Genomic DNA, 21165 nt, shown 5'->3' with positions numbered 1-21165 from the left:
CCGCCCTCAGCGCGATCGGTGGCGGTTGCGGTAAGCAGCCAGTCCGTTGAGCTCTTCGCTGGCGATGAAGACCGACCGGACGTTGATGATGGCTTCCTCGACGTGCGCGGCGCAGCCCCAGGCGGAGTCGCCCCACGAGTCGGCGACCTTCAGCTCCGCCGGGGCGGAGCAGCCCTCGGTGCCCCCGAGCTGGCACAGTGCCGGGTGGGGGGTGTTGCGCTGCGCTTCGGCGGCCTCACGCATCTGCATGGCCAGCTTCGCCGAAGCGGCGGCGCGCTCTTCGGCCTCGGCCCGTAGCTGCCGCTCGGCCCGTACCGCCTTGATGGCGGACAGGCGCAGCTCCAGCTGCTGGGCGGCCACCGTGGCGAGCTTGCCCAGCACGGCGGTCTGCGCTTCGGTCAACTCCCGCGGGGTGGAGTCGATGGCGGTGACGGTGCCCAGGTGGTATCCATCGGCGGTGGTGATCGGCGCGGCCGCGTAGAAGCGCAGCCCCAACTCGCCGCGCACCAACGGGTGGTCGAGAGTACGAGGGTCGATCGAGGCGTCGTTGACGACGTACACGTCATCGGCCAGGAAAGCCGACGCACACAGGCCCGGCTCGGTGCCCACCTGAGCGACACCGTCAAGACCCTGGGCAGCGGCGAACCACACCCGGTCGGCGTCGACGATGCTGACAGTGGCGATCGGGGTGCCGCACAGCGCGGCGGCTGCTTCCGCGATCACGTCGAACTCCCCGTCGCGGGGGGCGTCGAGGATCTCGTAGCGGTGCACCGCGGCCAGCCTGGCCGGGTCGTTCAGGGCGGTGCCGTCAACGGTCGTGGACAACTCGGCTCTTCCCCTTTCACCGACTGCCGCAGCGGTTTCAGCGGACACCCGCCAGCTATTCGATCATGCTATGGCAACCGTTCGGCCACCCGCAGCCGGGCTACCGGTTGACGTGTACCCGGATCCGGGTGCCTTCGCCACTGCTGTGGATGCACGTCAGGTCACAGAGCCGATGGGCCAGTAGCAGGCCGCGGCCGCCCGTGCGGTCGTGGCCGGGCGGGACGCGGCCGACCGTCGGGTCGGTGATGTGACCGTCGTCGTCGATCTGGCAGACCAGGACGTCAGCCTCGGTCCAGATGGACAAGCGGCCGGGCCCGGCGGTGTACCGGAGAGTGTTGGAGGCCAGTTCGTTCACGGCGACGCACAGGTCGTCGGCCCGCTCGGGGCTCAGGTCCGCGGTGGCGGCGTGCGCGACGACGAAGCGCCGTACCTGGCGCAGCATCGACTCGTCGGAGTACACCATGGTCACCGCCGTAGCCGGGGCCTCGGGTAGTCGCCGGTCCCGCAGGACGATCGCCTCCGGAGCGGCGTAGCCGGGACTGATGCTGATCCGGGCACCGTCCGTCAGCAGCGGATGGGTGCGACCGGCGTCGGACAGCACGGTCTCGGGCAGGCCCACAGCGTCGTACAGGCACAGCATGGCCGCATCGTGACCGGCGAACACGGCGTTGATCGCGGACTCGTGCGCCACGCAGGCGTGGTATTCGAACCCGGCGCGACCGGGCCAGATCGACTCACCGACGACGCGTACCCGCCGGCCGGGATGCGCGGCGGCGAACGGCCACAGCACCTCCGCGATGATCCGCCCGGGGTTACGGGCGGCCGCCGCGGCGTCGAGGAAACGGACGTCGGCGCCGTACCCGCCGAACCGGCCGCGGATGAGGTCCAGGTGCTCACCCGCCAGGGACACCAGCGTCGGCTCCCCGGCTGCCAGCCCGTCCCGCACGAACGCGACGGCGCCCGCCGCGAACTCGTCGGAGTTCCGGTAGAACAGGGCCAGGTGATCGAAATCACCCCGGGGCCGGGCCCCGGTCTCTGCCACGACAGTCATGACGCCCGCTCCCGGACAACGATCCTCAACCCAGGCACAGCCGCCTCAGCACCGGCGCCGTCGGCCTCAGCCACCCAGGTCATCATCCTGGCCAGGGCAGGCGAACAACCGACGACGGCAAGGCCGGCCGGGCCGGTCCGGGCCGCGGCCACCAGCAGCTCCGCGGTAGCCACGTCTGCGAACCGGAGCGCGGCGACGTCGACGACGAACTCCCGCCCGCTGTGTGCACCGTCCGCGATCCCGTCGTACAGCGTCGCGGCGACCGCGGGGCGGTTGGACATGTCCACCTCACCGGACAGGCGAAGCCCGGGTGGGTCGGTCATGCGCGTCACGTGCAGCAACGGTTCCCAGGCACCGTCCGCGCCCACCGGGATCGTCGCCGGATGGGCCGCCGAGATCCGGCGCAGCTCAGTCGCCGGAAACCGGCTCCGGTCGTACTGGCACACCACGGTCGTGTAGGTGTCGCTGAACACGGCGTTGACGTGCGCTTCGTACCAGGCCAGCCGGGAGTCGTCGACGGTCGCCCGCAGTGCCCAGCTCATGTCCGCGGCCACCCGCAGACCGGACCACCCACCGTCGCGGGCCGACGCGATCACACCGGGCCAGCCCGCGATCATCACCTCCGGGTCGAAACCACGGGTGGCCAGGTATGCCTCATCCGCCGTGATGATCTCGAGTTGACCGGACCGGGTCGGTGCGGCCCCGTCGACACCGTGCGCGTCGAGGCCGGCCAGCAACGCGTCGGGCCGGATGCTCTCGGTGAGCAGGAGCACCTTCTCGCCGCCGTCGAGCCCGGCCTGCACGTACCGGGCCGTGGCAGTCAGCCGTTGCGGCTCGTCGCTGTACAGCCAGCACGCGTGATCACCACGCTGCAGCCGCTCCACCGCCATCGGGGAGACCATGTTCCGACGCCTCCCTCGACATCGCCACGCCCACCACCCTGTCGAGGTCATCCGCAGGGAAACGGCCCGTAACCTGTCAAGGCGCGGGCCGCCCCCGACGGTAGCCGAACGCGCCGGGGATCGACAACGAAAGTGATCGACTCCCCGGGGAAACAGTCGCCGGCCTAGCCTGCGGCTTCGAGCACCCGCTTCAACCGCTGAAGATCGGCCTGCACCAGACCCGCATCGCGGGCGAATTCCCCGTGGCTCATGTCGGTCAGTCGGCGCAGGGTGAACACCACCTCGCAGCCGTCACCGTCGGGAACGACCCGCATCGGGTTGTAGACGACTTCACCTGACGGCATCGTGACGTCGTGGTCGAGGACGCCGTACTTGTTGCGCTCCACGAAGCGAAGCCGGCCCGGCCCGACGGAGTCTCCACGTACCACTGTCCGTCGACGTTCTCGACGGTGCTGCCCAGTCCCGGAGCCCACTGCGGGAGATTCGCCGGGTTCGAGACGTATTCGTACACGTCGGCCGCCGACCGGTCGATCCGCACGCTGAGCTGCCTCGATTCGGAAGTCATGCCTGGCATGATTCCAGAACCGGCCGGCAGCACGGTTGACGAATCAACGATGATCAGCGGTTGACCACGGCGGGTATCGTGTCGAAACAACAGCGGTTGATCTGGCAGGTGGCGATGACGGGAGAATTTCAGGTTGATCCCACGTCGCTCACGGGCGCGGCCGCGACCTTGCACGACCTGGCCCATGACTTGCAGGCCGGGCAGTTCGACCGCTTCCTGCTGGACTGGGCGAGGGACCCTGCGAGCCACCCGGATGTGGCGCGGGCCATGCGCTTGTTCGGGGATTTCGCGCACGATCAGTACCAGGACCTTGTCGCGCTGCTCGCGGCGCTGTCGACACGGGTCAAGGCCGCGGCAATCGGTTACCAGCAGACCGACGAGGCGACCGAACAGGACATGACGAGGTTCCTGACGGCGTCGACGTTCCGGGCCGCCGACCACCGAACGAAGTGACGCCATGGCCTACCACGACGCGGCGAAGTACATCGAGGACATGAATCCCGGCTTCGTCAACGCGGTCGGCGAGGAGTGCCTACGCACCAAGAGCATCATTCGTACGGCACTGCCAACGCTCGACGGCCTGCCAGGCAAGGTGGAGTGGAGATCCGATGCGGCGGATCTCTACGAGCGGCGCCTCAAGGAGACGATCGACCTCGCCGAGGGTCTACATGACGGGTTCGACAAGGCTGGGCAGGCTGTCACCGCCTATGCTCGGGCACAGGTCCAAGCCCAGACACTGGTGGCGGACGGTGTCACCGCGGAGGGCCAGTTGCACGCGCTGATCGCACCTATCGTGGCCACCCAGTCATTGCAGGTGCGCTTCTCCGACCCGCTGCGGCAGTGGAACGACCTGCGCAGTACCACCGGAGTCACGGACTGGCTGATCGAGCTCGGCGTCCACGACGAGATCGAGAAGGTACGCGCCGAAGCCGACCGGCTGTGGCACCGCGCCACCGCCGCCTACGACGACGCGCTCCGTATCGAGACGGAAGCGCGCGAAGACGCCGTCGGCCAGCTCACCGCGGCCTATCGGCTACTGCCCGACTTCCTGGCGAGCTCACCACTCAGCGCGAAGATCGTTGACGAGACGCCGGGCCTGGAGGATATCCACGGCAAATACCACGTCGGACCGCCGACGGCGCCCGACCTGACGTTCGACGACGACTTCCCATACGACCCCAACGCCGCGCCGACGCCCGGCGACTACGCCAGCTGGGCCAAGTGGAAGGCCAAGCTGCGCGGTGGCCAGTTGCTTCGGGTCGACCTGGACGACGCCACCGCCGCCTACGCCCATTACATGGACGGAACCGGCACGGACCTGCGGGTGGACTACGAGGAGGCGTACCGGGAGGACGCGAACATCCGACTGGCGGTGGACAATGAGATCCTCTCCGCGCAGAAGGAGGCGGAGCGGATCTACCGCGAGACCGGACAGACCGGCTTCCAGATGACGGGAAACCCATCCTCAGTCACGGCTCTGGGCGGCTACCCAGCGACCGAGAACTGGCAGAAGGCCCTCGGCGACCACACCGTCTACGGCACGTCCGACGTGGTCGTCAACGGCAACCAGATCACGATGAAGATCAAGGTACACGCCGAGGACATGTACAACTTCAACGCGAACGCCGCCGACATCGCCACCGGGGCACCCGACAACGAAAACGGCCGGTTCTCAACTCTTGGCTGGGCCAAGGGGTTCCCTACGCACGGACAGGTGGAACGCACTGTGACATGGACGATCGGCGAGTCGTCCGACGTCAGCGCCGACACCGGCCCCGAACGCAACGCTCCCGGTGAGGACCGCGTGGACCGGCGCAACAATGGCTGACCTGCGCGCCGCGGCCGTATTGTCGGTGACCCTGCTGGCTCTCACCGGCTGCACCCAAGGCAGCTCCCCCACCGACCGACGCCCCGCGGAGAGGACCACCACCATGAGCACGTCGGCAGTGCGTACCGACCGGGAGCCGATCGCGAAGCGCTTTCCTCAGCTCGGTGATTTCACCACGGTCCACTGGCAGGGCTCGGCGGCCGGGTCCGACAACGGTGGCGTACCCGGGCCTACCGACGTGCACATCCAGGCGCTGGCAGTGCTGCCGCCCCAGGCCCTCGCATCGGCCGCCTCGCGCTACAAGTGGAAGCCCGCGCCCGCGAACTGGGATGCGTCGCTACGTGCCGAGCTGCGCCCCTTCCTACCCGCGGCCGGCGCCTGGCAGGTCAGCGATGAGTTCGCCAAGGACGTGCGCACAGCCCGATACAGCGGGCCCGTCTATCTCGATATCAGCAGCGGCACCGTCTTTCTCGACGTTATCGGCCGCTGACCAGCCGGGCGACCCGCCCAAGGGTCACCGTCCGTTTGCCAACCAGGTCATCAGGTCCTCCGGGGCCAGTGACCGCAGCAGATCCTCGTACGCCACGAGATCATCTGCGGTGAACACAGCCCGCCACTGCTCGGGCCTGCCGGATCGGAAGAAGCTGTCCCTGTTCGAGAACAGCCCGAGTCGCTCGTCGGGCACGAGATCACCGGCTCGTGCCCGCATGCGGTCGAATGAGGCAGCCTCCACCAGCGTCGGCCACAGCCTGCCGGGCATGGTGATACCCAGCCGCCCGGCCAGGCTCCGCATCTGTCCGTACAGGTCGCGGGACAGCTCGGCGTGGTGCATGAGCACCACCGCCGGTTCCTGCCGCCGAGCCCAGGCACCGCCGAGGTGCCGCACGACTCCCCGCAGCGAGTCCAGGTTCATCGTCGGCGGTCGCGGGTCAAGTATCCACCGGAGGACACGCTCGCGTTGGTCGCCCGGTCGGCCGGGGTGGACCGTTCTCGCGTCATGATGCTTCTGGGGCAGCAGCCTCTCGAAGACGTCGCGGTTCAGGTTGGCGCGGTGATGGTCCATGGATACAGCGACGTCCCGCGGATCGCGTCCCACGCACACGTACGTGACGCCGTCGACCTGCGGCAGACCGTCCAGCGGGGTGTGAGTCTTGATGAACCGCCGATGCTGCTGCGCTTCGAGTAGCGCAAGGACTTCATCGATCGGCCGCAGCCGCATGTCGAGCCAGGGAGACAACGTGGTCAACGACGCGGGTAGATCTGCGCTCTGAAAGATCAGCAGAGCGCAGATCATCTGCATCCACGTCGTCCCGCACTTCGACGGCGTACTGATCACGATGTCACCGGGCCGGAACGGAAACCGTTCCCATCGGGAGCTGTCGGTGAGCCCGCTGCGATACGTCACCCGCGCCGCACCGGCCATCGACAGACCTTAGCCGGGTCCCCCGACAGGGCCGGACGGCGGCTCCGCCTCCCTGAACACCCGGCTGGCCAGGAAGTCCGCCGGCTCCAACCGCATCAGGTCGTCCCTGGTCCACGCGTGCCCGGCACCACCGAGCAGGCGGTTGGCGTGCCGCAACCTCGCCCGCTCCACGGCGTTGCGGACGCTGCGGGCGTTCGCGAAGCGCGGGCGCAGCATCCGCAGCCGCAGGTACTCGCGGAATGTCTCCTCGGCGTCCTCCGACAGCCGGTACCGCTGCTGCTCCAGCATCAGTCCACCGATCGCCGCCAGCTCGTCCAGGTCGTAGTCGGGAAAGTTCAGGTGGTGGGCGATCCGGGAGCTCATCCCCGGGTTGGAGGCGAAGAAGGTGTCCATCCGCTCGGCGTAGCCGGCCAGGATCACCACGATGTCGTCCCGCTGGTTCTCCATGACCTGGAGCAGGATCTCGATCGCCTCCTGGCCGTAGTCCCGCTCGTTCTCGGCCCGGTACAGGTAGTACGCCTCGTCGATGAAAAGCACCCCGCCCATAGCCCGCTTGAGCACCTCGCGGGTCTTCGGCGCGGTGTGCCCGACATACTGCCCGACCAGGTCGTCGCGGGTCACCGCGACCAGGTGGCCGCGTTCGAGGTACCCGACCCGGCGCAGCAGTTCCGCCATGCGCATCGCCACGGTCGTCTTGCCGGTACCGGGGCTGCCGGTGAACGACATGTGCAGGTTCGGCCGGGAGGCCGACAGGCCGAACCTCGCCCGTACCCGGTCCACGAGCAGCAGGGCGGCGATCTCGCTGATCCGCGTCTTCACCGCCGCGAGCCCGACCAGCTCCCGGTCCAACGAGTCGAGCACCTCGTCGATGCCGGCGGCCGCGCGTTCGGCGGCGAGGTCGACGGTGGCGTCGTCGGGGAGCCGATCATCGGCGTCGTCGGACACCCGCCCGTCGGCTTCGCCGATATCACCGCGCATGCCGAACGCGGGTCGCCCGCCGGTCACGGCTGCGGGTACCGGTCGCCGGACGGCAGGTCCAGCGCGTACGGATGGGTGGTGTAGCGGATCATCCGGCCGGCCGACTCCTGCCGGTCGAGCCGGAACCCGGGCTCTTCCGCGGGCCGGCTCACGATGAACGACAGCGCGGTGGTCTGCCGCCCGAACCGCGCGTCGTAGGCGTTCACCTTGATGTACCGGTTGGGGTACGCGCGGCGGCACTCGTTCACCTCGTACAGCACCCCGGCCGCGTCGTGCAGGTCGAACATCGGCAGCCCCCACATCTCCCAGTAGCTGTTGCGGGGGTGCGGGTCGTCGGTGAACTCCACCGACAACGGCCAGCCGTTGTCGAGGGCGTACTGGATCTGCGCCCTGATCTCGTCGTCGCTGAGGTCCGGCAGGTACGAGAACGTGCCCTGGGTGATCCGCATCGCGCGCCTCCTCCTATACCGATGTCGGCGTCTCGACGACGTCGGGCGTGTCGGTGGACTCGTAGTTGAACGTGATGTCACCCCAGGTGTTCAGCGCCACGTCCAGCTCCCGGGAGTGCTTGGCCGCGGCCCGCAGGATCTCCGGCCCCTCCATGAAGTAGTCGCGCCCCTCGTTGCGCGCCTTGATGATGGCCTCCACCGCGACCCGGTTGGCCGTCGCGCCGGCCGCGATCCCCATCGGGTGCCCGATCGTGCCGCCGCCGAACTGGAGTACGACGTCCTCGCCCAGGTAGTGCAGGAGCTGGTGCATCTGGCCGGCGTGGATCCCGCCGGAGGCGACCGGCATGACGCCGGGCATCGACGCCCAGTCCTGCTCGTAGTAGAGGCCCTTGCGCGGGTCGGGGTCCACCCTGCCCAGGCGCAGCGTGTCGTAGAAGCCGGCGACCATGTTCGGGTCGCCTTCCAGCTTGCCGACGACGGTACCGGCGTGGATGTGGTCCACCCCGGCCAGCCGCATCCACTTCGCGATCACCCGGAAGCTGACGCCGTGGTCCTTCTGCCGGGTGTACGTGCCGTGGCCGGCCCGGTGCAGGTGCAGGATCAGGCCGTTGGCCCGGGCCCACTTCGCCATCGACTGGATCGCGGTGTACCCGACGGTCAGGTCGATCATGATGATGACGCTGCCCAGCTCCTTGGCGAACTCGGCCCGCTCGTACATGTCCTCCATGGTCGCCGCGGTGACGTTGAGGTAGTGGCCCTTGATCTCACCGGTCTCGGCCTGCGCCCGGTTGACCGCCTCCATGCAGAACAGGTACCGGTCGTGCCAGCGCATGAACGGCTGGGAGTTGATGTTCTCGTCGTCCTTGGTGAAGTCCAGGCCGCCGCGCAGCGCCTCGTAGACCACCCGGCCGTAGTTGCGCGCCGACAGCCCGAGCTTGGGCTTGGTGGTCGCGCCGAGCAGCGGGCGGCCGTACTTGTTCAGGTGCTCCCGCTCCATCACGATGCCGTGCGCGGGGCCCTGGAAGGTCTTGGTGTAGTGCGGCGGGATCCGCATGTCCTCCAGCCGCAGCGCCTTGACCGCCTTGAACCCGAAGACGTTGCCGATGATCGAGGAGGTGAGGTTGGCGATCGAGCCCTCCTCGAACAGATCGAGCGAGTACGCGATGTGCGCGATGTACTGGCCCTCCCGGGCCGGTACCGGGTCGACCCGGTAGCACTTGCCCTGGTAGTTCTCGTACGCGGTGAGCCGGTCGGTCCACACCACCGTCCAGGTGGCCGTGGAGGACTCGCCCGCCACCGCGGCGCCCGCCTCGTTCGGCGGAACCCCCGGCTGCGGCGTCACCCGGAACGCCGCGAGCACGTCCGTCGGCTTGGGCTCGTAGTCGGGCTGCCAGTAGCCCATGTCCGCGTACGGGATCACCCCGGCCGCCCAACGGTTGGTGGTGTCCGCCATGACGGGCTCCTCTCGTCAGATCCATGCTCGTCGTGGCAGGCTTTGACTGTCCATCAAGAGTTCCCGCGTGACACTTGAGCGTTCGATTGAGAGAGCGCCGTGACGTTCCCGAGGCTGCGCGCGTTCGTCGAGGTCGCCGACTCCGGCTCGGTCCGGGAGGCTGCCCGCCGCCTGGTGGTCACCGAGTCCGCGGTGTCGGCCGCCGTCGCCGCGCTCAGCCGCGACGTCGGCGTCGCGCTCGTCGAGCGGGACGGGCGCGGCCTGCGGCTGACCCCGTCGGGCCGGGTCTACGCCCGGTACGCCCGCCAGATGCTCGGCCTGCTGGACCGGGCCGGCGCCGCAGCCCGGGGCGAACTCGACCCGGAGCGCGGCGAGGTGGCGGTCGGGGCCGTCACCACCGCCGCCGACCATCTCCTGCCCGACCTGTTGGCCTCGTTCCGCACGGCGCACCCGGGCATCCAGATCCGGCTCTCGGTCGGGGCGAGCGACCACGTCTGGACGCTGCTGCGCGACCACGCCGTCGACCTGACCATCGCCGGCCGGCCACCGGCGGGCCTGGACGCGCGGGTAAGGGCTGCGCTCCCGAACGAACTGGTGGTGGTGGAGGCGGGTGGGACCGGCGCGCAGGCAGACCTCGCGGGCCGCACCTGGCTGCTCCGGGAGCCCGGCTCGGGTACCCGGTCCACCTGCGAGTCGCTGCTGGCCGGGCTGGAGATCGACCCGCCCCGGCTGGTCCTGGGGTCCAACGGCGCGGTGGTGGCCGGGGCGGTCGCCGGGCTCGGGCTGACGCTGGTGTCCCGGGCCGCGGTGGAGCGGGAGCTGGCCGAGGGGCGGTTGGCGGTCGTGCCGGTCCCGGGTACCCCCCTGCGCCGGCCCTGGCACGCGGCCTCCGTCGAGCACGCGAGCGGGCCGACCCTGCTGCTCGTCGACCACCTGCTCCAGCGGGGCTGGCGCCGGCCGCGTACCCGCTCGTCCTGAGCCCCGCGCGGCTCGGCGCGGGAACGGGCGGTTGGCCCGGATCTTCGGGGCTGGTCCGGTCGGAGCAGACCGGCTCATGCCCGGTACGGTGAGCGCCGCCGTCCGCGAACAGTCTGGAACACTTCTGGACAGGAGCGCCGCCACACGGCGCGAGAGCGGGGGCTCGCCATGAGAGGAACGCAGACGCCAGCCGGTGACGGCGCCGACGTGACGCGCAGCCAGCACAGAAACGGAACAACGACCGCGATGACGTCCCAGCTCGATCAGGACTCGCCTGACCAGGACCCGTCCGCCCAGGACCCGGCTCCGGCCGCTACCCGGGTGGCCGACGGCGCACCGCCGGCCGTGGGGCGGGCGTCCGGAGCGGCACGGCGTCCGCGCAGCGCTCCGACGCTCGGCCGGCGCCTGCTCCTGACCGCCGCCGGCCTGGCCGGCGCCTGGCTGGCGGCCGTGGCGCTGCACGCGGCGCGCGCCGACTGGCTGCTGCTGGTCCTGGTGGTGGTCGCCACCGCCGTCGTGCTGGACCGGGCGGGCACCCTGATGGACCGGCTCGTGCTGTCACTGATCACGCTGGCCGGCACCACCTGCCTCGCGGGCCTGCTGTTCTCGGTGTGGCCGTGGCACCTGCATCCGGTGGCGCTGGGCGGCACGGCGTTGACCGTCGTGGTGCTGCTCTGGGGGGTGCGTGGACGGGCGCCCAGCCTGCCGCGGCCGCGCCGCTCCGACCTGCTGGTGGCCGTCCCGGCGGGCGGGTTCGCCGCACTGCTGGGCATCCCGTACCTGGTCCGCGCGCTGCCCGACCGCTTCGGCATGCTCGTGCTCGGTGAGGACCTGCACCGCCACTTCATGGTCATGGACTCGATGCGGCGCGCCGGCGGGTACCTGTTCTTCACGCCCGAGTCGGCCGTGACGGCGCAGTGGGTCATGCACACGGACCGCACCTATCCGGCCGGCGCCCACATGGTCGGCGCGGTGCTCGACAACTTCCTCACCTCCACGACGGTCCCCGGTGACGCGACGGCGGCGTACTCGCGCTTTCTCGGCTACGACATCCTGGCCTACTCGATGCTGGGCCTGGTCATGATCTGGGGTGCCCGGCGGCTGGCCGGTCCGTCGGCCCGGATCTTCACCTTCTGGCCGGTCGCCGGGCTCATCTGTGGCTACCTGCTCTTCGGCGACCTCTTCGACGGGTGGAGGTACGGGTTCGCGCCGCAGGTGGTCGGCATGACGTACCTCGTGTTCATCATGGTGCTGGCGGCCCGGCCGTTGCCCAGCACGCGACAGCAGATCGTCGCGCTCTCGGCCGCGGTGCTGGGCGTCGCCTTCACGTACTACCTGCTGCTGCCGCTCGCGGCGGTCCCGCTGCTGCTGTACGGGTGGACCTACCGCCGCCGGCTGCTGCGACACTGGCCGGTGCTGTTGACGGCGGGCGTGGTCACGGTGGCGGTGGCCCCGATCCCGCGGATGAAGAACGCCTCCGACCACTCGTGGGCCCTCCTGGTCCAGCAGTTCGGCATCCGTACCGTGCCGTTGGGCCACGCCGCCGTCCTGCTGGCGCTGTTCGTCCTGGCCCTGGCCTGCGCCCGGCGCTGGTCGCCGATGCTGCGCTCGGTGACAGCGTCGGTCGCGACGGTGGTGGGCGCGACGGCGGCGCTCGCAGCCGTGCAGCTCTACCTGATCGGCACGCTCGCCTACTTCTTCGACAAGATGATGTACTGCGTGATCGTGACGGCGCTGGTCGCCGCCGGCGCGGCCACCCCCCTGCTGGGGCGGCTCAAGCTCGGCGTCGACGGCCGGCGCCGGATGGCCGTCATCGCCACCGCGTGCGTGGCGGCTGTCGCCGCCGTCACCGGCGGTCTCGAGGTGCGGCCCGGGGTTGCCACCGCGAACAGCGGCTGGGTCAACGACTACCTCCGGCGCAACCCGGCCGGCGTGGTCGCGGCCCACCTGGCCTACCGCGTCCACCGCTACACGCCGAACGACGACCGGGCGTTGATCGTGCACACCCGGCACAGGGTCGACACCATCACCATGCAGCTGCTGTGCAGCCTCCGGCGGGACCGGACCACCGACTGGTTCACCTTCATCTGGCTGCGGTACAACCGCACCCCGGACGAGTACGTGGAGAGCATCGTGGCCAGCCGGAACGATCGGCAGTACCGGGTGGTCACCGACGACGACGCCATCCTCGACCGGATGCGGCGGCTGGCGGCCGAACGGCCCGACCTCAGGCTCGACGTGGTCGACGAGCGGACCCTGCCCGGCGGATCGCGGTCGACGGTCCGCCCGTGAGGCTGTGCCCACGAGCCCGTAGGGCTACCCGAACGAGAGGTGGTCGTACTCGAAGGCGCCCGCCATCTGGTCCCGGCGCAGCCTGAGTTCGGCGAAGTCGCGCCCCAGGAGGTCCCGGCCGACGAGCCGTGGCTCAGCGATGTCGAGCGTCTTGAGAGGCACAGCATGGCCGCATCGTGACCGGCGAACACGGCGTTGATCGCGGACTCGTGCGCCACCGGCGTCACCGCGTCCGCTTCCCAGACCACGAAGGTCAGGTGGGTACGGACGGCGCTGTTCCATTGATTCGGCGTTATCCCCGACGGCCGACGGCGGACGACCTGACCGAGCCGCCGGCCGGCCTGGACGAGAAACCCACCGCGCTCGACGAGTTCGCCGCGCGCCTCGGCGGCGCCCCGCTGCTGCGGGATGACGGTCGGGGGCAGCCACGTATCCGCATCCATGCTCACCGATGACATCCGCCTTCGCCCTCGCCGCACGCCGCCCCCGCCGGTCCGTCGCCGGGGAGCCCGGAACCATGCTAGAGAAGCGGCGCCGTGCGGCGGCGCCCGCGCCCACAGCGGAGTAGCGGGGGTGGCACGGCGGATCGGCCGACCGATATGGTGAGGTCCGCCGCTGTCTAGATGGATGGAAGAGCACCGGGACATGCCGCTGGTCAACTACGTGAAGCTGTACGGGGCGGACGTTGCCGCGGTGCTGGAGCCCGGCGAACGGCTGATCGACATGGGCCCCTACCGGGAGCCGCTCATCGGTGACGAGAGCCGGCTCGAGCGTACGGTCGCCGAGTTGACTCCCCGGATGCGCCAGTACGTCGAGAAGCGCGGGCCGCTGCCCCGCTCCGACAGGTTCATCGAGGGGTTCGACCCGTTCCAGGGTGGACTGCAGGTCAATCCCAACCGCATCGACCGGTGGATGGGCGGCATCTCCGGCGAAGGTGCCCCGGGGTCGCTGGCGGGCCGGCTGTGGCGCACGGCCAAGTCGTACGGCGGCGAGATGGCGTACGCGGTCACCGACCGGCGCCTGCTGGTGCTGGCCGAGGACAAGCCGGACAAGGGAAGCTACGAGATCCTCTTCGAGGTGCCGCGGACCGCGGTGGCGTCCGCGACCCGCCGGGGCAAGCTGCTGTTCCAGCGAGGCCGGGTGGAGGTGCGCTTCACCGACGGGTCGATGAAGGCCTGGACCCCGGGCTTCGTGTCCGCCGCCCGAGGCCGTTCCCTGGTGGCGGCGCTGGCCGGTCCGACCACACAGACGGGGGCACCATGAGCGAGTTCTACATCGAGCCGCATGCGGTGGAGGGGTTCGCGGCCTCCACGATGAGCCGCCAGCAGGAGTACGGCAACCTGCGTAGCCGGATGGACGGTGTGCACGTGCCGCGGGACGCCTTCGGCTACGTACCGGGCATCGGCGGCCGGATCTACGAGGCGTACGACGAGTTCGTCACCGGCTGCGCCGACTCGATCTCCTCGGCTTCCGAGGCCCTGGCGGAGATCGCCGCGACGGTCCGGGGCGTCGTCGTCGCGTACACCACCTCCGACCAGGCGGCGCGCGACAGCCACACCGCCGTCGAGCAGGGCCTCAGCGGCGTCGACATCCGGGGGGTCCGATGAGCGGGGAGCAGCACGCCAACAAGCTGGAGTCGTGGTTCTCCTCGCTGCCCAGCCTGGTGCAGGAGGTCCTGCACGAGCCGTTCGACTGGGCGAACGGCTGCCTGAAGTCGGTGGCCGGCAACCCCGACGCGCTGATGGCCGCCGCGGGCCAGTACGTGCAGATCGCCGAGTCCGTGCACCTGGTCGGCCAGCAGCAGGTACAGGCCCGCGCGGCCCTCGCCGGTCAGTGGCGCGGCGACGCCTACGACGCGTTCACCGAGAAGATGCAGCACGTCGAGGAGCAGCTGGCGAAGCTGGCCGAGGCCATCAAGCCGGTCAAGGAGGTGCTGGAGTCCGGGGCCCAGGCCTGTGTCGAGAGCGCCAACATGATCATCGACCTGGTGACGAGCCTGATCATGTTCGCGCTGGGCACGATCGCGGTGAACGTGGCGCTGGCGGTGATCTCGCTCGGCACCAGCCTCGCGGCCGGCGTGGCCGCGGTCGTCGCCAAGGCCGTCGACACGCTGGCGAAGGTGGCCCGCGTGGTCGAGAAGCTCGCCCAGGTCCTCGCCAAGGTCGCCGAGATCTTCCGCAAGCTCAGCCAGCTCCTCAAGACGATCAGCCAGGTGGTCAAGCAGCTTCTCGAGGTGCTCAAGGATGGCAAGGCACTCGCCAAGACCGCCAAGGGCTGGGACAAGCTCGGCGCGATGACGAGCTCCAGCATCCAGTACGCGGCCACGTCCAAGGGGATCTCCGCTGCCACCGGCGGCACCGTCAACATCCCGGGCGGGGGCGGCAAGCTCTACGCGACCGGGAAGGACTACGTCGAGGGCTGGCAGGACGCCAGCGACGCCCAGGACCACGCTCAGAGGTAGGCGAGGCGCAGCGGTAGGCCGGCGCCGCCTCTATTCGTCGATCCGGTTCAGCTTCCGGTCGATGTAGTCCAGCTCGTAGAGCAGGTCGTCCATGCGCTGCTCGAACCGGTGGAGCGCCTCCTCGGCGGCCGCGTCGTCGGGCTCTCCCGCGCCGGGCATCAGCGCCTCGGCCCGTTCCAGTCCGTCGTTGACCGCGGCCATCACCCGGTCGGCGAGGGTCCGGTTGTCCAGCTCGCGCAGGGCGCCGTAGGTCACCCGGACGCTGTCGATCGCACCGCCGCCGGTGACCGTGACGACAACCTGGCCGTTGCCGGCCTCCCCCGTCACCTTCTGCGCCGCCGCCTCGGCGGCGTCCTCGGTCAGCCGCCTGACCCGGTACGGGTAGTCCTCGACCGCCCGCTGGAGCTGCTCCATCCGCTCGTCCGGCGAGGGCATGGTCACCGTGGGCCCTCCCGTCGGGCGTCGTCCACCGTCTGCTCGATGCCGGCACGCAGGTGCGGCGGGAGCGCCTCCGACAGCGCCTGCCGGGAGCCCGCGCGCGCCTGCCCGAGTGCGTCGTTCAGCGTCGCGGTGAGGGCGGCGTCCAGCGTGTCCGGGTCCTGGCGCAGCACGTACGGGCTCAGCTCCAGCGAGGTGACCCGACCCCGGCCGTTCACGCTGATCCGTACCAGACCGTCGCTCGACGCCGCCTCGTAGCTGAGCGACTCGGCGCCGTCGACGGCCTGCCGGAGCTGATCCCCGGCGCGCCGCAGATCCTCGGCCACCCAGCTCAGCCGCTGGCTCATGGCGCCCAGGTCGTACCCGCCCGGGTCCTGCATGCTCGTCACGACGGCAGTCTATGGTCTCCCGGCTCCGGGGGGTTGCCGACGGATACCCTCAGCGGTGATCGTCGATGACGGTGATCGTCAATGACAGTGATCGTCAATGACAGTGATCGTCAATGACAGTGATCGTCAATGACACAGGGAGGGCGGCGGACCGATGCGGCCGGATTCACCGATGGACCAGCAGGTCAACTGGGCACGGTACGAACCCGGCCGGCCGGGTGGCCACTATGAGAGCTTCTACCAGCGGGCCAACCACCCCACCCGGCCGCTCGCCTGCTGGATCCGGTACACGGTCTTCAGTCCTGCGGGCCGGCCGGCGGACGCGCTCGGTGAGCTGTGGTTCGTGCTGTTCGACGGGGAGACCGGGGAGCACGTGGTAGCCAAGCGTGAGCACCCGATCGCCGACTGCGCGTACGACCGGCGGGCCTTCGGGGTGCGGATCGCGGACTCCACGCTGGAGCCGCACGCTTTGGCCGGCAGAGCCGGCGAGACCCGTTGGGACCTCACCTACACGGACGGCCAACCGCCGCTGTACCTGCTGCCGAAGCGGCTGTACACCGGCCGCTTCCCGACCGCGAAGAGCCTGGTCGGCACTCCCCTGGCGCGCTACGACGGCGAACTCGTGGCCGACGGACGCCTGGTGCCGGTCGACGGCTGGGTGGGCAGCCAGAACCACAACTGGGGCAGCCGGCACACCGACCGGTACGCCTTCGGCCAGGTGGCCGGCTTCGACAACGCCCCCGACACCTTTCTGGAGGTCACCACGGCGGCCAACCGGATCGGCCCGGTGAGCACGCCGCTGGTCACCCTGCTGGTCCTGCGGCACGGCGGTCGGGAACACTCGATGAACACGCTGCGGCAGGGGCTGCGGGCGAGCGGCCGGTTCGGGTACTTCTTCTGGGAGTTCGCGTCGCAGTCGGACACCGTACGGGTGTGGGGGCGCATCGAGGCGCCGGCCGAGGCGTTCGTGGGTCTCGCGTACGCGAACCCGCCCGGCGGCGTGAAGCACTGCCTCAACACAAAGATCGCGCGCTGCGAGGTGGAGGTGACCGACCGGGCGACCGGTACCCGCGAGACGCTGGTCGCCGAGCACCGGGCGCTGTTCGAGATCCTCACCGACGACCGGGAACACGGAGTACCGATCCGTGCTTGAGCGATCCGTGCTTGAGGGATCCGTGCCTGAGCGATCCGCGCCGAGGAGTGACTCCCTTGTGGTCGGACGTACCGGTGCGGCACGATACGCCGAATCACGATACGCCGAATGCAGCCCGCCGGTGAAGGCTTCGCCGGCTGCGGGAGGAGCGGCCTGATCATGCATGGATCGCTGAAGTCGACCGTCGTCGCCCTGGCGGCTGCCCTGCCGCTGCTCGCGCCCGCCGCACCCGCCGCCGCACCCGCCGCCGCGGCGACTCCGATCGTGGCCGCCTACGCCGACCCGGCGTTCGCCGGCGAGTGCCACTTCCACCACTTCGGCGAGGGCGAAAAGCCACCGCTGGAGCTTGCCGGCAGCGACCCGCTCTGCGTCGAGTACAGCAAGCGGGACATCACCGCCGACAACGGTGGCGCGCTGCGTTTCGCGCTCGCCGAGCCGGCGCGCTTCGCCGTCGCGGTGCCCGCCTGCCGGTACTGGCAGGTCGACCACTGGAGCGTGCAGGTCGGCCCCGGCAGTACCAGGCTCGTCGGCTGGGACGGCAGCTACTGGTTCGACAAGCGGGCCGGCGAGGCCGCCGCGCGGCTGGCGAACTTCACGGTCGCCGGGCAGCCCGCGGACGCCGAACGGGTCGCCACCGAACTGCGCCCGTACCGGCCCGACCTGGCCGACACGATCGCCGGCGCCACCGCACCCGCCGCACCCGCCGCGCGGGGCGCGCGGGTGCGGCTCCCCCTGGGCTTGCCGTGCCGATGACCGGCGCCCTGTCCCGGCGGGCCCTGTCCCGGCGGGCCCTGTCCCGGCGGGCCCTGTCCCGGCGGGCCCTGCTGCGCGGGTTGGCCGCCGCGGTCGGCGCGCTGTACGCGGTCGCGCCGGCCGGTCGGGCGTCCGCCAGCCCGGCCCTGTCCGCCGGCCCAGCCCTGCCCGTCGACCCGGTCACCGTCGCCACGCTGGAGGCGTTCGCGGACACCATCGTGCCCGGAGTGAAGCGGTACCCGGGCGACCACGCGCTCGCCGGGGCGGCCCCGGGTCCCGGCGCGGTACAGGCCGGCGCGATCACGCTCCTGAGGGCGCCCGAGCTCGGCCTCACGCCGCTGCTGCCCGGGCTGGCGGGCCTGCTCGACGTCGAGGCGACCGGGTACGCCACCACGCACGGCCGGCCCCCGCTGTCGCTCCAGCCGCCGCTGTCACTCCAGCCGCCGCTGTCGCTCCAGCCGCCGTTCGTCGGCCTGCGGTACGCCGATCGCGCCGCCCTGGCCGCGGACCTGCTACGGCCCGGTACGCCCGACCAGAAGCTGTGGCTGCTGCTCGCCCTGGTCTCCGCGCTGGCCTTCGACACGGCCGCGCACCTGCACACGCCCGACGCGGTGCGGCACGGCCACCCGGGCCTGGCGCACCTGCGGTTCCCGCAGCCCGACGCCGACGGACTGTGGCGCTACCCCCGGTTCTCCTACCAGCGCACGCTGGCCGATCCGCACCCGTCGACCACCCCGTCCGGCAGCCCGGCATGAACGCGGCAACGGAGACCACCGACGTCGTCGTGATCGGCAGCGGCTTCGGCGGCGCGATCCCGGCGTACCGCCTCGCCGCGGGCGGCGCGAAGGTCGTCGTCCTGGAGCGCGGGCCGTGGCTGCGGACCGAGGACTTCACCCACGATCTGCGGCTCGGCACGTACACCCGGATCGTCGATCTGATCCAGGGCGACGGGATCACCGTGGTCGCCGGCAACTGTGTCGGCGGCTCCAGCGTCGTCTACTTCGCCGCCTCGCTGCGCGCGCCCGGCTTCGTGTTCGATCGGCGGGGCAGCCTGGGGCACCGGCTCTGGCCGGCGTCGCTGCGGCGGGCGACGCTGGATCCCTGGTACGAGCGGGTCGAGCAGACCCTCCCGGTGGCGCAGCAGTCGTGGCACGACGTCCCGTACCCGGGTGGGCTTTTCGCGGCCGCCTGCCGCAACGCCGGCCGCACCTGCAACCCGGTCCCGGTCGCCGTGGACCTGCGGCGCTGTACCAACTGCAACTGGATGCTCTCCGGCTGCCGCTTCGACGCCAAGCGGTCCATGCTGCTCAACTACCTCCCGGCGGCGCTCGCGCACGGCGCGGAGATCCGGCCGCTGCACGAGGTGCAGCTCATCGGGCCCGCGGTCACGCCCGGCTACCGGTACCGCGTCACGTACACCACAGTGGATGGTGACGACTACCGGGTACCTACCGGCGGCGGCGCGATCGAGGCCAAGATCGTCGTCCTGGCGGCCGGCGCGATGGCGACCCCGGTCCTGCTGCAACGTTCGGCGGCCGCGCTCGGCGGGGTGCCCGCGGCCGTCGGCCGGTACTTCTCCAGCAACGGTGACCGGGTCAGCGTCGCCGCGATGAACGAGGACCGGATCCGGGACGTACTGGGCCTCGAACGCGAGCCGGGGGTGCCGTACGAGGCGCTGCACATCGGCAAGCCGATCGGATCGATGAGCTACGACCGGCTCGACCCGCACGCGGCGGAGTTCACCCGCTTCTCCCTGCAGCAGATCTACTTCCCCACCATCACCAACCTGCTGACCCGCAGCGGCGACGCCGGGTCGAGCTGGTTCGGCGTGGAGAAGAAGGAGCTGAGCGCCCGGTGGCGCTCCTGGCTGACCGTGCTGGCCATGACCGAGGACGACAACGAAGGTACCTTCGGGGTGCCGCCGCCGACCGGCGCGTTCACGCGGCTCGCCTCGTCGATCGGGCTGAGCCCGCTGCGGTACGCGCCGACCGCGAACACGCTGCGCGGCTGGGCCGCGGCGGACACCGAGGCTCGGGCGGTACTGGAGCGCGACGGCCTGTCCCGGGTACGCCCGTGGAGCGACGTCGGCGGCGCGCTGTGCGCCCATCCGCTGTCGTCGTGCCGCATGGGCGACGACCCCGCCACCTCCGCGCTGGACGACAGCAACGAGCTACGCGGCCACCCCGGCCTGTTCGTCACCGACGGTTCGGCCGTACCGACGTCGCTGTGCGTCAATCCGTCGCTGACTATCGCGGCGCTCGCCGAGCGGGCCGGGCCGGCGATCGTACGGCGGGCCGCCGAGTTCGGGGTGCCGGTGCGCTACTCGGACGCCTGGTAGGGAGCCCGCCCGATGGCGTCGTCGAGCGCCATTCTTACGTCATCGCCACGGCGGCCAGGCGCGGCAGCAGCCATGGTGCGATGATCTGCTGCACCCCCTCCGGGGTGAGGTGCACGCCGTCGCTGCGTACCCGTACGCCGCCGACCGACCACGCGAACGCGCCACCGGGGCAGATGACCCGGTTGAGGTCGAGGACCGTCGGGTGTACGGGGTTCGCGGCGGCCTCCCGGGCCAGCAGCCGGTTCCAGGCGTCGACGCGCTCCGGGGTGTCCTCGGGGTACTGGCTGCCGTCCGGCCGCTCCGGCGGGCGCAGATACGGTGCGGTCAGCAGCACCACCCGCGCACCCCGTACCGACGCGGTGGCGATGGCGAGCCGGAGTTCGCCGGTGATGTACGCGTCGTAGTCCGGGTCGCCGAGGTGCTGGTAGCGGCCGTTGAGCTCGCGTGCCATGAGTTCCCAGCGGTCGAGCAGGATGACGGCGACGTCCGGGTCGTCGGTGTCCACGTCCTTGCGCCAGCGCTGGTCCCACTGTTCGCAGTCGGCGATGACGCCGTGCGGGGCATCCATGAACCAGGCCGGTCGCCGGGTGATGCCGCAGCCCCACTTGCCGCGGCTGGTGACGGCGAGGCCGCTCTGTACCGGCAGCAGGAACTCGCCGAGGGTGTACGCGACCGAGTCACCGAAGATCGCGATCCGCGGCTGGGCACCGGGCGCACGCCCGGGCCGCGTGACCGGCGGCGGGCCCGCGGTCTGCGTCGTGGACACCGCCGCGCCGACGATGTGGGGCGCGCCGACCGGTCTGGCGACCGGTACCGGCTCGGTGCCCGCCAGTACCAGCACGGCGGCGGCCACGACGCTGGTCGCCGCGACGGTGATGCCGCTGACGGG

25 protein-coding genes are annotated in these 21165 nt (G+C 70.8%); 13 read left to right on the top strand and 12 right to left on the bottom strand.

Going from position 1 to position 21165, the window contains the following annotated elements:
* Positions 1–6: 6 nt before the first annotated feature.
* The 4 genes from Pme01_RS21690 to Pme01_RS31120 form a co-directional block, all read right to left on the bottom strand.
* Positions 7–825, bottom strand: a complete 819-nt coding sequence (locus tag Pme01_RS21690; protein WP_203935791.1) for a GAF domain-containing protein — start codon at positions 823–825, stop codon at positions 7–9.
* Between the two features lie 100 nt (positions 826–925).
* Positions 926–1876, bottom strand: coding sequence for an anti-sigma factor RsbA family regulatory protein (locus Pme01_RS21685; protein WP_168117215.1), 951 nt, complete (start codon positions 1874–1876; stop codon positions 926–928).
* Positions 1873–2778 carry an MEDS and STAS domain-containing protein gene (locus tag Pme01_RS21680; RefSeq protein WP_168117216.1) on the bottom strand — a complete coding sequence of 302 codons (906 nt, stop codon included), beginning with the start codon at positions 2776–2778 and terminating at the stop codon, positions 1873–1875. The genes Pme01_RS21685 and Pme01_RS21680 overlap by 4 nt, the downstream gene beginning before the upstream one ends.
* A gap of 164 nt (positions 2779–2942) precedes the next feature.
* A complete protein-coding gene (locus Pme01_RS31120; RefSeq protein WP_239088377.1) occupies positions 2943–3164 on the bottom strand; it encodes a hypothetical protein in 222 nt (73 codons plus the stop codon).
* 239 nt (positions 3165–3403) lie between these two features.
* On the opposite strand from Pme01_RS31120, the gene Pme01_RS21670 reads away from it, so the two are divergent.
* The 3 genes from Pme01_RS21670 to Pme01_RS21660 are packed head-to-tail and all read left to right on the top strand — an operon-like array spanning position 3404 to position 5661.
* Positions 3404–3796: a hypothetical protein gene (locus Pme01_RS21670; RefSeq protein WP_168117217.1), complete on the top strand. Its 393-nt coding sequence runs from the start codon at positions 3404–3406 to the stop codon at positions 3794–3796.
* A 4-nt stretch (positions 3797–3800) separates the two neighbouring features.
* Positions 3801–5171 (top strand): hypothetical protein, encoded by a 1371-nt coding sequence (locus Pme01_RS21665; RefSeq protein ID WP_168117218.1) that lies wholly within the window; start codon positions 3801–3803, stop codon positions 5169–5171.
* Complete coding sequence (locus Pme01_RS21660) at positions 5164–5661, top strand: hypothetical protein (RefSeq protein WP_205864339.1); 498 nt, start codon at positions 5164–5166, stop codon at positions 5659–5661. Before Pme01_RS21665 ends, Pme01_RS21660 begins: the two co-directional genes overlap by 8 nt.
* A gap of 24 nt (positions 5662–5685) precedes the next feature.
* On the opposite strand, the gene Pme01_RS21655 is transcribed toward Pme01_RS21660, so the two are convergent.
* From Pme01_RS21655 to Pme01_RS21640, 4 genes are read right to left on the bottom strand one after another with little or no spacing between them, the layout of a single operon-like run.
* Complete coding sequence (locus Pme01_RS21655; RefSeq protein WP_168117219.1) at positions 5686–6594, bottom strand: sulfotransferase domain-containing protein; 909 nt, start codon at positions 6592–6594, stop codon at positions 5686–5688.
* A gap of 9 nt (positions 6595–6603) precedes the next feature.
* Positions 6604–7572 carry a CbbX protein gene (cbbX, locus tag Pme01_RS21650; RefSeq protein ID WP_168117220.1) on the bottom strand — a complete coding sequence of 323 codons (969 nt, stop codon included), beginning with the start codon at positions 7570–7572 and terminating at the stop codon, positions 6604–6606.
* Between the two features lie 23 nt (positions 7573–7595).
* Positions 7596–8021: a ribulose bisphosphate carboxylase small subunit gene (locus tag Pme01_RS21645; protein WP_168117221.1), complete on the bottom strand. Its 426-nt coding sequence runs from the start codon at positions 8019–8021 to the stop codon at positions 7596–7598.
* 13 nt (positions 8022–8034) lie between these two features.
* Positions 8035–9474 carry a form I ribulose bisphosphate carboxylase large subunit gene (locus Pme01_RS21640; protein WP_168117222.1) on the bottom strand — a complete coding sequence of 480 codons (1440 nt, stop codon included), beginning with the start codon at positions 9472–9474 and terminating at the stop codon, positions 8035–8037.
* A 99-nt stretch (positions 9475–9573) separates the two neighbouring features.
* Here Pme01_RS21640 and Pme01_RS21635 point away from each other — a divergent pair, with 99 nt between their 5' ends.
* Both Pme01_RS21635 and Pme01_RS21630 read left to right on the top strand, forming a co-directional pair.
* Positions 9574–10452, top strand: coding sequence for a LysR substrate-binding domain-containing protein (locus Pme01_RS21635; protein ID WP_168117223.1), 879 nt, complete (start codon positions 9574–9576; stop codon positions 10450–10452).
* Between the two features lie 246 nt (positions 10453–10698).
* Positions 10699–12744 carry a hypothetical protein gene (locus Pme01_RS21630; protein WP_168117224.1) on the top strand — a complete coding sequence of 682 codons (2046 nt, stop codon included), beginning with the start codon at positions 10699–10701 and terminating at the stop codon, positions 12742–12744.
* A 24-nt stretch (positions 12745–12768) separates the two neighbouring features.
* On the opposite strand, the gene Pme01_RS21625 is transcribed toward Pme01_RS21630, so the two are convergent.
* Positions 12769–12906: a hypothetical protein gene (locus Pme01_RS21625; RefSeq protein ID WP_168117225.1), complete on the bottom strand. Its 138-nt coding sequence runs from the start codon at positions 12904–12906 to the stop codon at positions 12769–12771.
* A gap of 14 nt (positions 12907–12920) precedes the next feature.
* Here Pme01_RS21625 and Pme01_RS21620 point away from each other — a divergent pair, with 14 nt between their 5' ends.
* The 4 genes from Pme01_RS21620 to Pme01_RS21605 all read left to right on the top strand — a co-directional run bounded on the left by Pme01_RS21620 (position 12921) and on the right by Pme01_RS21605 (position 15205).
* Positions 12921–13199 (top strand): hypothetical protein, encoded by a 279-nt coding sequence (locus tag Pme01_RS21620; protein ID WP_168117226.1) that lies wholly within the window; start codon positions 12921–12923, stop codon positions 13197–13199.
* 172 nt (positions 13200–13371) lie between these two features.
* On the top strand, positions 13372–14007 hold the full coding sequence (locus tag Pme01_RS21615) for a hypothetical protein (protein WP_168117227.1): 636 nt from the start codon (positions 13372–13374) through the stop codon (positions 14005–14007).
* On the top strand, positions 14004–14351 hold the full coding sequence (locus tag Pme01_RS21610) for a hypothetical protein (RefSeq protein ID WP_168117228.1): 348 nt from the start codon (positions 14004–14006) through the stop codon (positions 14349–14351). The genes Pme01_RS21615 and Pme01_RS21610 overlap by 4 nt, the downstream gene beginning before the upstream one ends.
* On the top strand, positions 14348–15205 hold the full coding sequence (locus Pme01_RS21605; protein WP_168117229.1) for a WXG100 family type VII secretion target: 858 nt from the start codon (positions 14348–14350) through the stop codon (positions 15203–15205). Before Pme01_RS21610 ends, Pme01_RS21605 begins: the two co-directional genes overlap by 4 nt.
* Positions 15206–15235: 30 nt before the next feature.
* Here Pme01_RS21605 and Pme01_RS21600 read toward each other — a convergent pair whose 3' ends face one another.
* Positions 15236–15640, bottom strand: coding sequence for a YbaB/EbfC family nucleoid-associated protein (locus Pme01_RS21600; protein WP_239088389.1), 405 nt, complete (start codon positions 15638–15640; stop codon positions 15236–15238).
* Between the two features lie 2 nt (positions 15641–15642).
* Positions 15643–16023: a YbaB/EbfC family nucleoid-associated protein gene (locus Pme01_RS21595; RefSeq protein WP_239088388.1), complete on the bottom strand. Its 381-nt coding sequence runs from the start codon at positions 16021–16023 to the stop codon at positions 15643–15645.
* Positions 16024–16204: 181 nt separating this feature from the next.
* Here Pme01_RS21595 and Pme01_RS21590 point away from each other — a divergent pair, with 181 nt between their 5' ends.
* From Pme01_RS21590 to Pme01_RS21575, 4 genes are all read left to right on the top strand, one after another.
* Entirely contained in the window at positions 16205–17185 is a 981-nt protein-coding gene (locus Pme01_RS21590) for a hypothetical protein (RefSeq protein ID WP_203935790.1), read from the top strand.
* A 159-nt stretch (positions 17186–17344) separates the two neighbouring features.
* Positions 17345–17938 (top strand): hypothetical protein, encoded by a 594-nt coding sequence (locus Pme01_RS21585; RefSeq protein ID WP_168117233.1) that lies wholly within the window; start codon positions 17345–17347, stop codon positions 17936–17938.
* The gene (locus Pme01_RS21580) at positions 17935–18693 is read left to right on the top strand and encodes a DUF5987 family protein (RefSeq protein ID WP_373315506.1); all 759 of its coding nucleotides are present in this window, start codon (positions 17935–17937) and stop codon (positions 18691–18693) included. Before Pme01_RS21585 ends, Pme01_RS21580 begins: the two co-directional genes overlap by 4 nt.
* Entirely contained in the window at positions 18690–20276 is a 1587-nt protein-coding gene (locus Pme01_RS21575; protein ID WP_168117234.1) for a GMC family oxidoreductase N-terminal domain-containing protein, read from the top strand. The genes Pme01_RS21580 and Pme01_RS21575 overlap by 4 nt, the downstream gene beginning before the upstream one ends.
* 34 nt (positions 20277–20310) lie before the next feature.
* On the opposite strand, the gene Pme01_RS21570 is transcribed toward Pme01_RS21575, so the two are convergent.
* Positions 20311–21165 (bottom strand): DUF459 domain-containing protein (locus tag Pme01_RS21570; protein ID WP_275408549.1); only part of this gene is annotated, 855 nt, incomplete at its 5' end.

It is taken from the genome of Planosporangium mesophilum (assembly GCF_016863255.1).
GTDB classification, from domain to species: domain Bacteria; phylum Actinomycetota; class Actinomycetes; order Mycobacteriales; family Micromonosporaceae; genus Planosporangium; species Planosporangium mesophilum.
Note: the sequence above shows the minus strand (reverse complement) of the source record. Positions and strands in the feature narration are given on the sequence as shown.

Excerpts from the sequence above, each read along its gene's own strand:
- Pme01_RS21685 (WP_168117215.1), bottom strand. The coding sequence starts at position 1,876 with ATGACTGTCGTGGCAGAGACCGGGGCCCGGCCCCGGGGTGATTTCGAT.
- Pme01_RS21680 (WP_168117216.1), bottom strand. The coding sequence starts at position 2,778 with ATGGTCTCCCCGATGGCGGTGGAGCGGCTGCAGCGTGGTGATCACGCG.
- Pme01_RS21665 (WP_168117218.1), top strand. The coding sequence starts at position 3,801 with ATGGCCTACCACGACGCGGCGAAGTACATCGAGGACATGAATCCCGGC.
- Pme01_RS21660 (WP_205864339.1), top strand. The coding sequence starts at position 5,164 with ATGGCTGACCTGCGCGCCGCGGCCGTATTGTCGGTGACCCTGCTGGCT.
- Pme01_RS21655 (WP_168117219.1), bottom strand. The coding sequence starts at position 6,594 with ATGGCCGGTGCGGCGCGGGTGACGTATCGCAGCGGGCTCACCGACAGC.
- cbbX (WP_168117220.1), bottom strand. The coding sequence starts at position 7,572 with ATGCGCGGTGATATCGGCGAAGCCGACGGGCGGGTGTCCGACGACGCC.
- Pme01_RS21645 (WP_168117221.1), bottom strand. The coding sequence starts at position 8,021 with ATGCGGATCACCCAGGGCACGTTCTCGTACCTGCCGGACCTCAGCGAC.
- Pme01_RS21640 (WP_168117222.1), bottom strand. The coding sequence starts at position 9,474 with ATGGCGGACACCACCAACCGTTGGGCGGCCGGGGTGATCCCGTACGCG.
- Pme01_RS21630 (WP_168117224.1), top strand. The coding sequence starts at position 10,699 with ATGACGTCCCAGCTCGATCAGGACTCGCCTGACCAGGACCCGTCCGCC.
- Pme01_RS21615 (WP_168117227.1), top strand. The coding sequence starts at position 13,372 with ATGGAAGAGCACCGGGACATGCCGCTGGTCAACTACGTGAAGCTGTAC.
- Pme01_RS21610 (WP_168117228.1), top strand. The coding sequence starts at position 14,004 with ATGAGCGAGTTCTACATCGAGCCGCATGCGGTGGAGGGGTTCGCGGCC.
- Pme01_RS21605 (WP_168117229.1), top strand. The coding sequence starts at position 14,348 with ATGAGCGGGGAGCAGCACGCCAACAAGCTGGAGTCGTGGTTCTCCTCG.
- Pme01_RS21600 (WP_239088389.1), bottom strand. The coding sequence starts at position 15,640 with ATGCCCTCGCCGGACGAGCGGATGGAGCAGCTCCAGCGGGCGGTCGAG.
- Pme01_RS21595 (WP_239088388.1), bottom strand. The coding sequence starts at position 16,023 with ATGCAGGACCCGGGCGGGTACGACCTGGGCGCCATGAGCCAGCGGCTG.
- Pme01_RS21590 (WP_203935790.1), top strand. The coding sequence starts at position 16,205 with ATGGACCAGCAGGTCAACTGGGCACGGTACGAACCCGGCCGGCCGGGT.
- Pme01_RS21585 (WP_168117233.1), top strand. The coding sequence starts at position 17,345 with ATGCATGGATCGCTGAAGTCGACCGTCGTCGCCCTGGCGGCTGCCCTG.
- Pme01_RS21580 (WP_373315506.1), top strand. The coding sequence starts at position 17,935 with ATGACCGGCGCCCTGTCCCGGCGGGCCCTGTCCCGGCGGGCCCTGTCC.
- Pme01_RS21575 (WP_168117234.1), top strand. The coding sequence starts at position 18,690 with ATGAACGCGGCAACGGAGACCACCGACGTCGTCGTGATCGGCAGCGGC.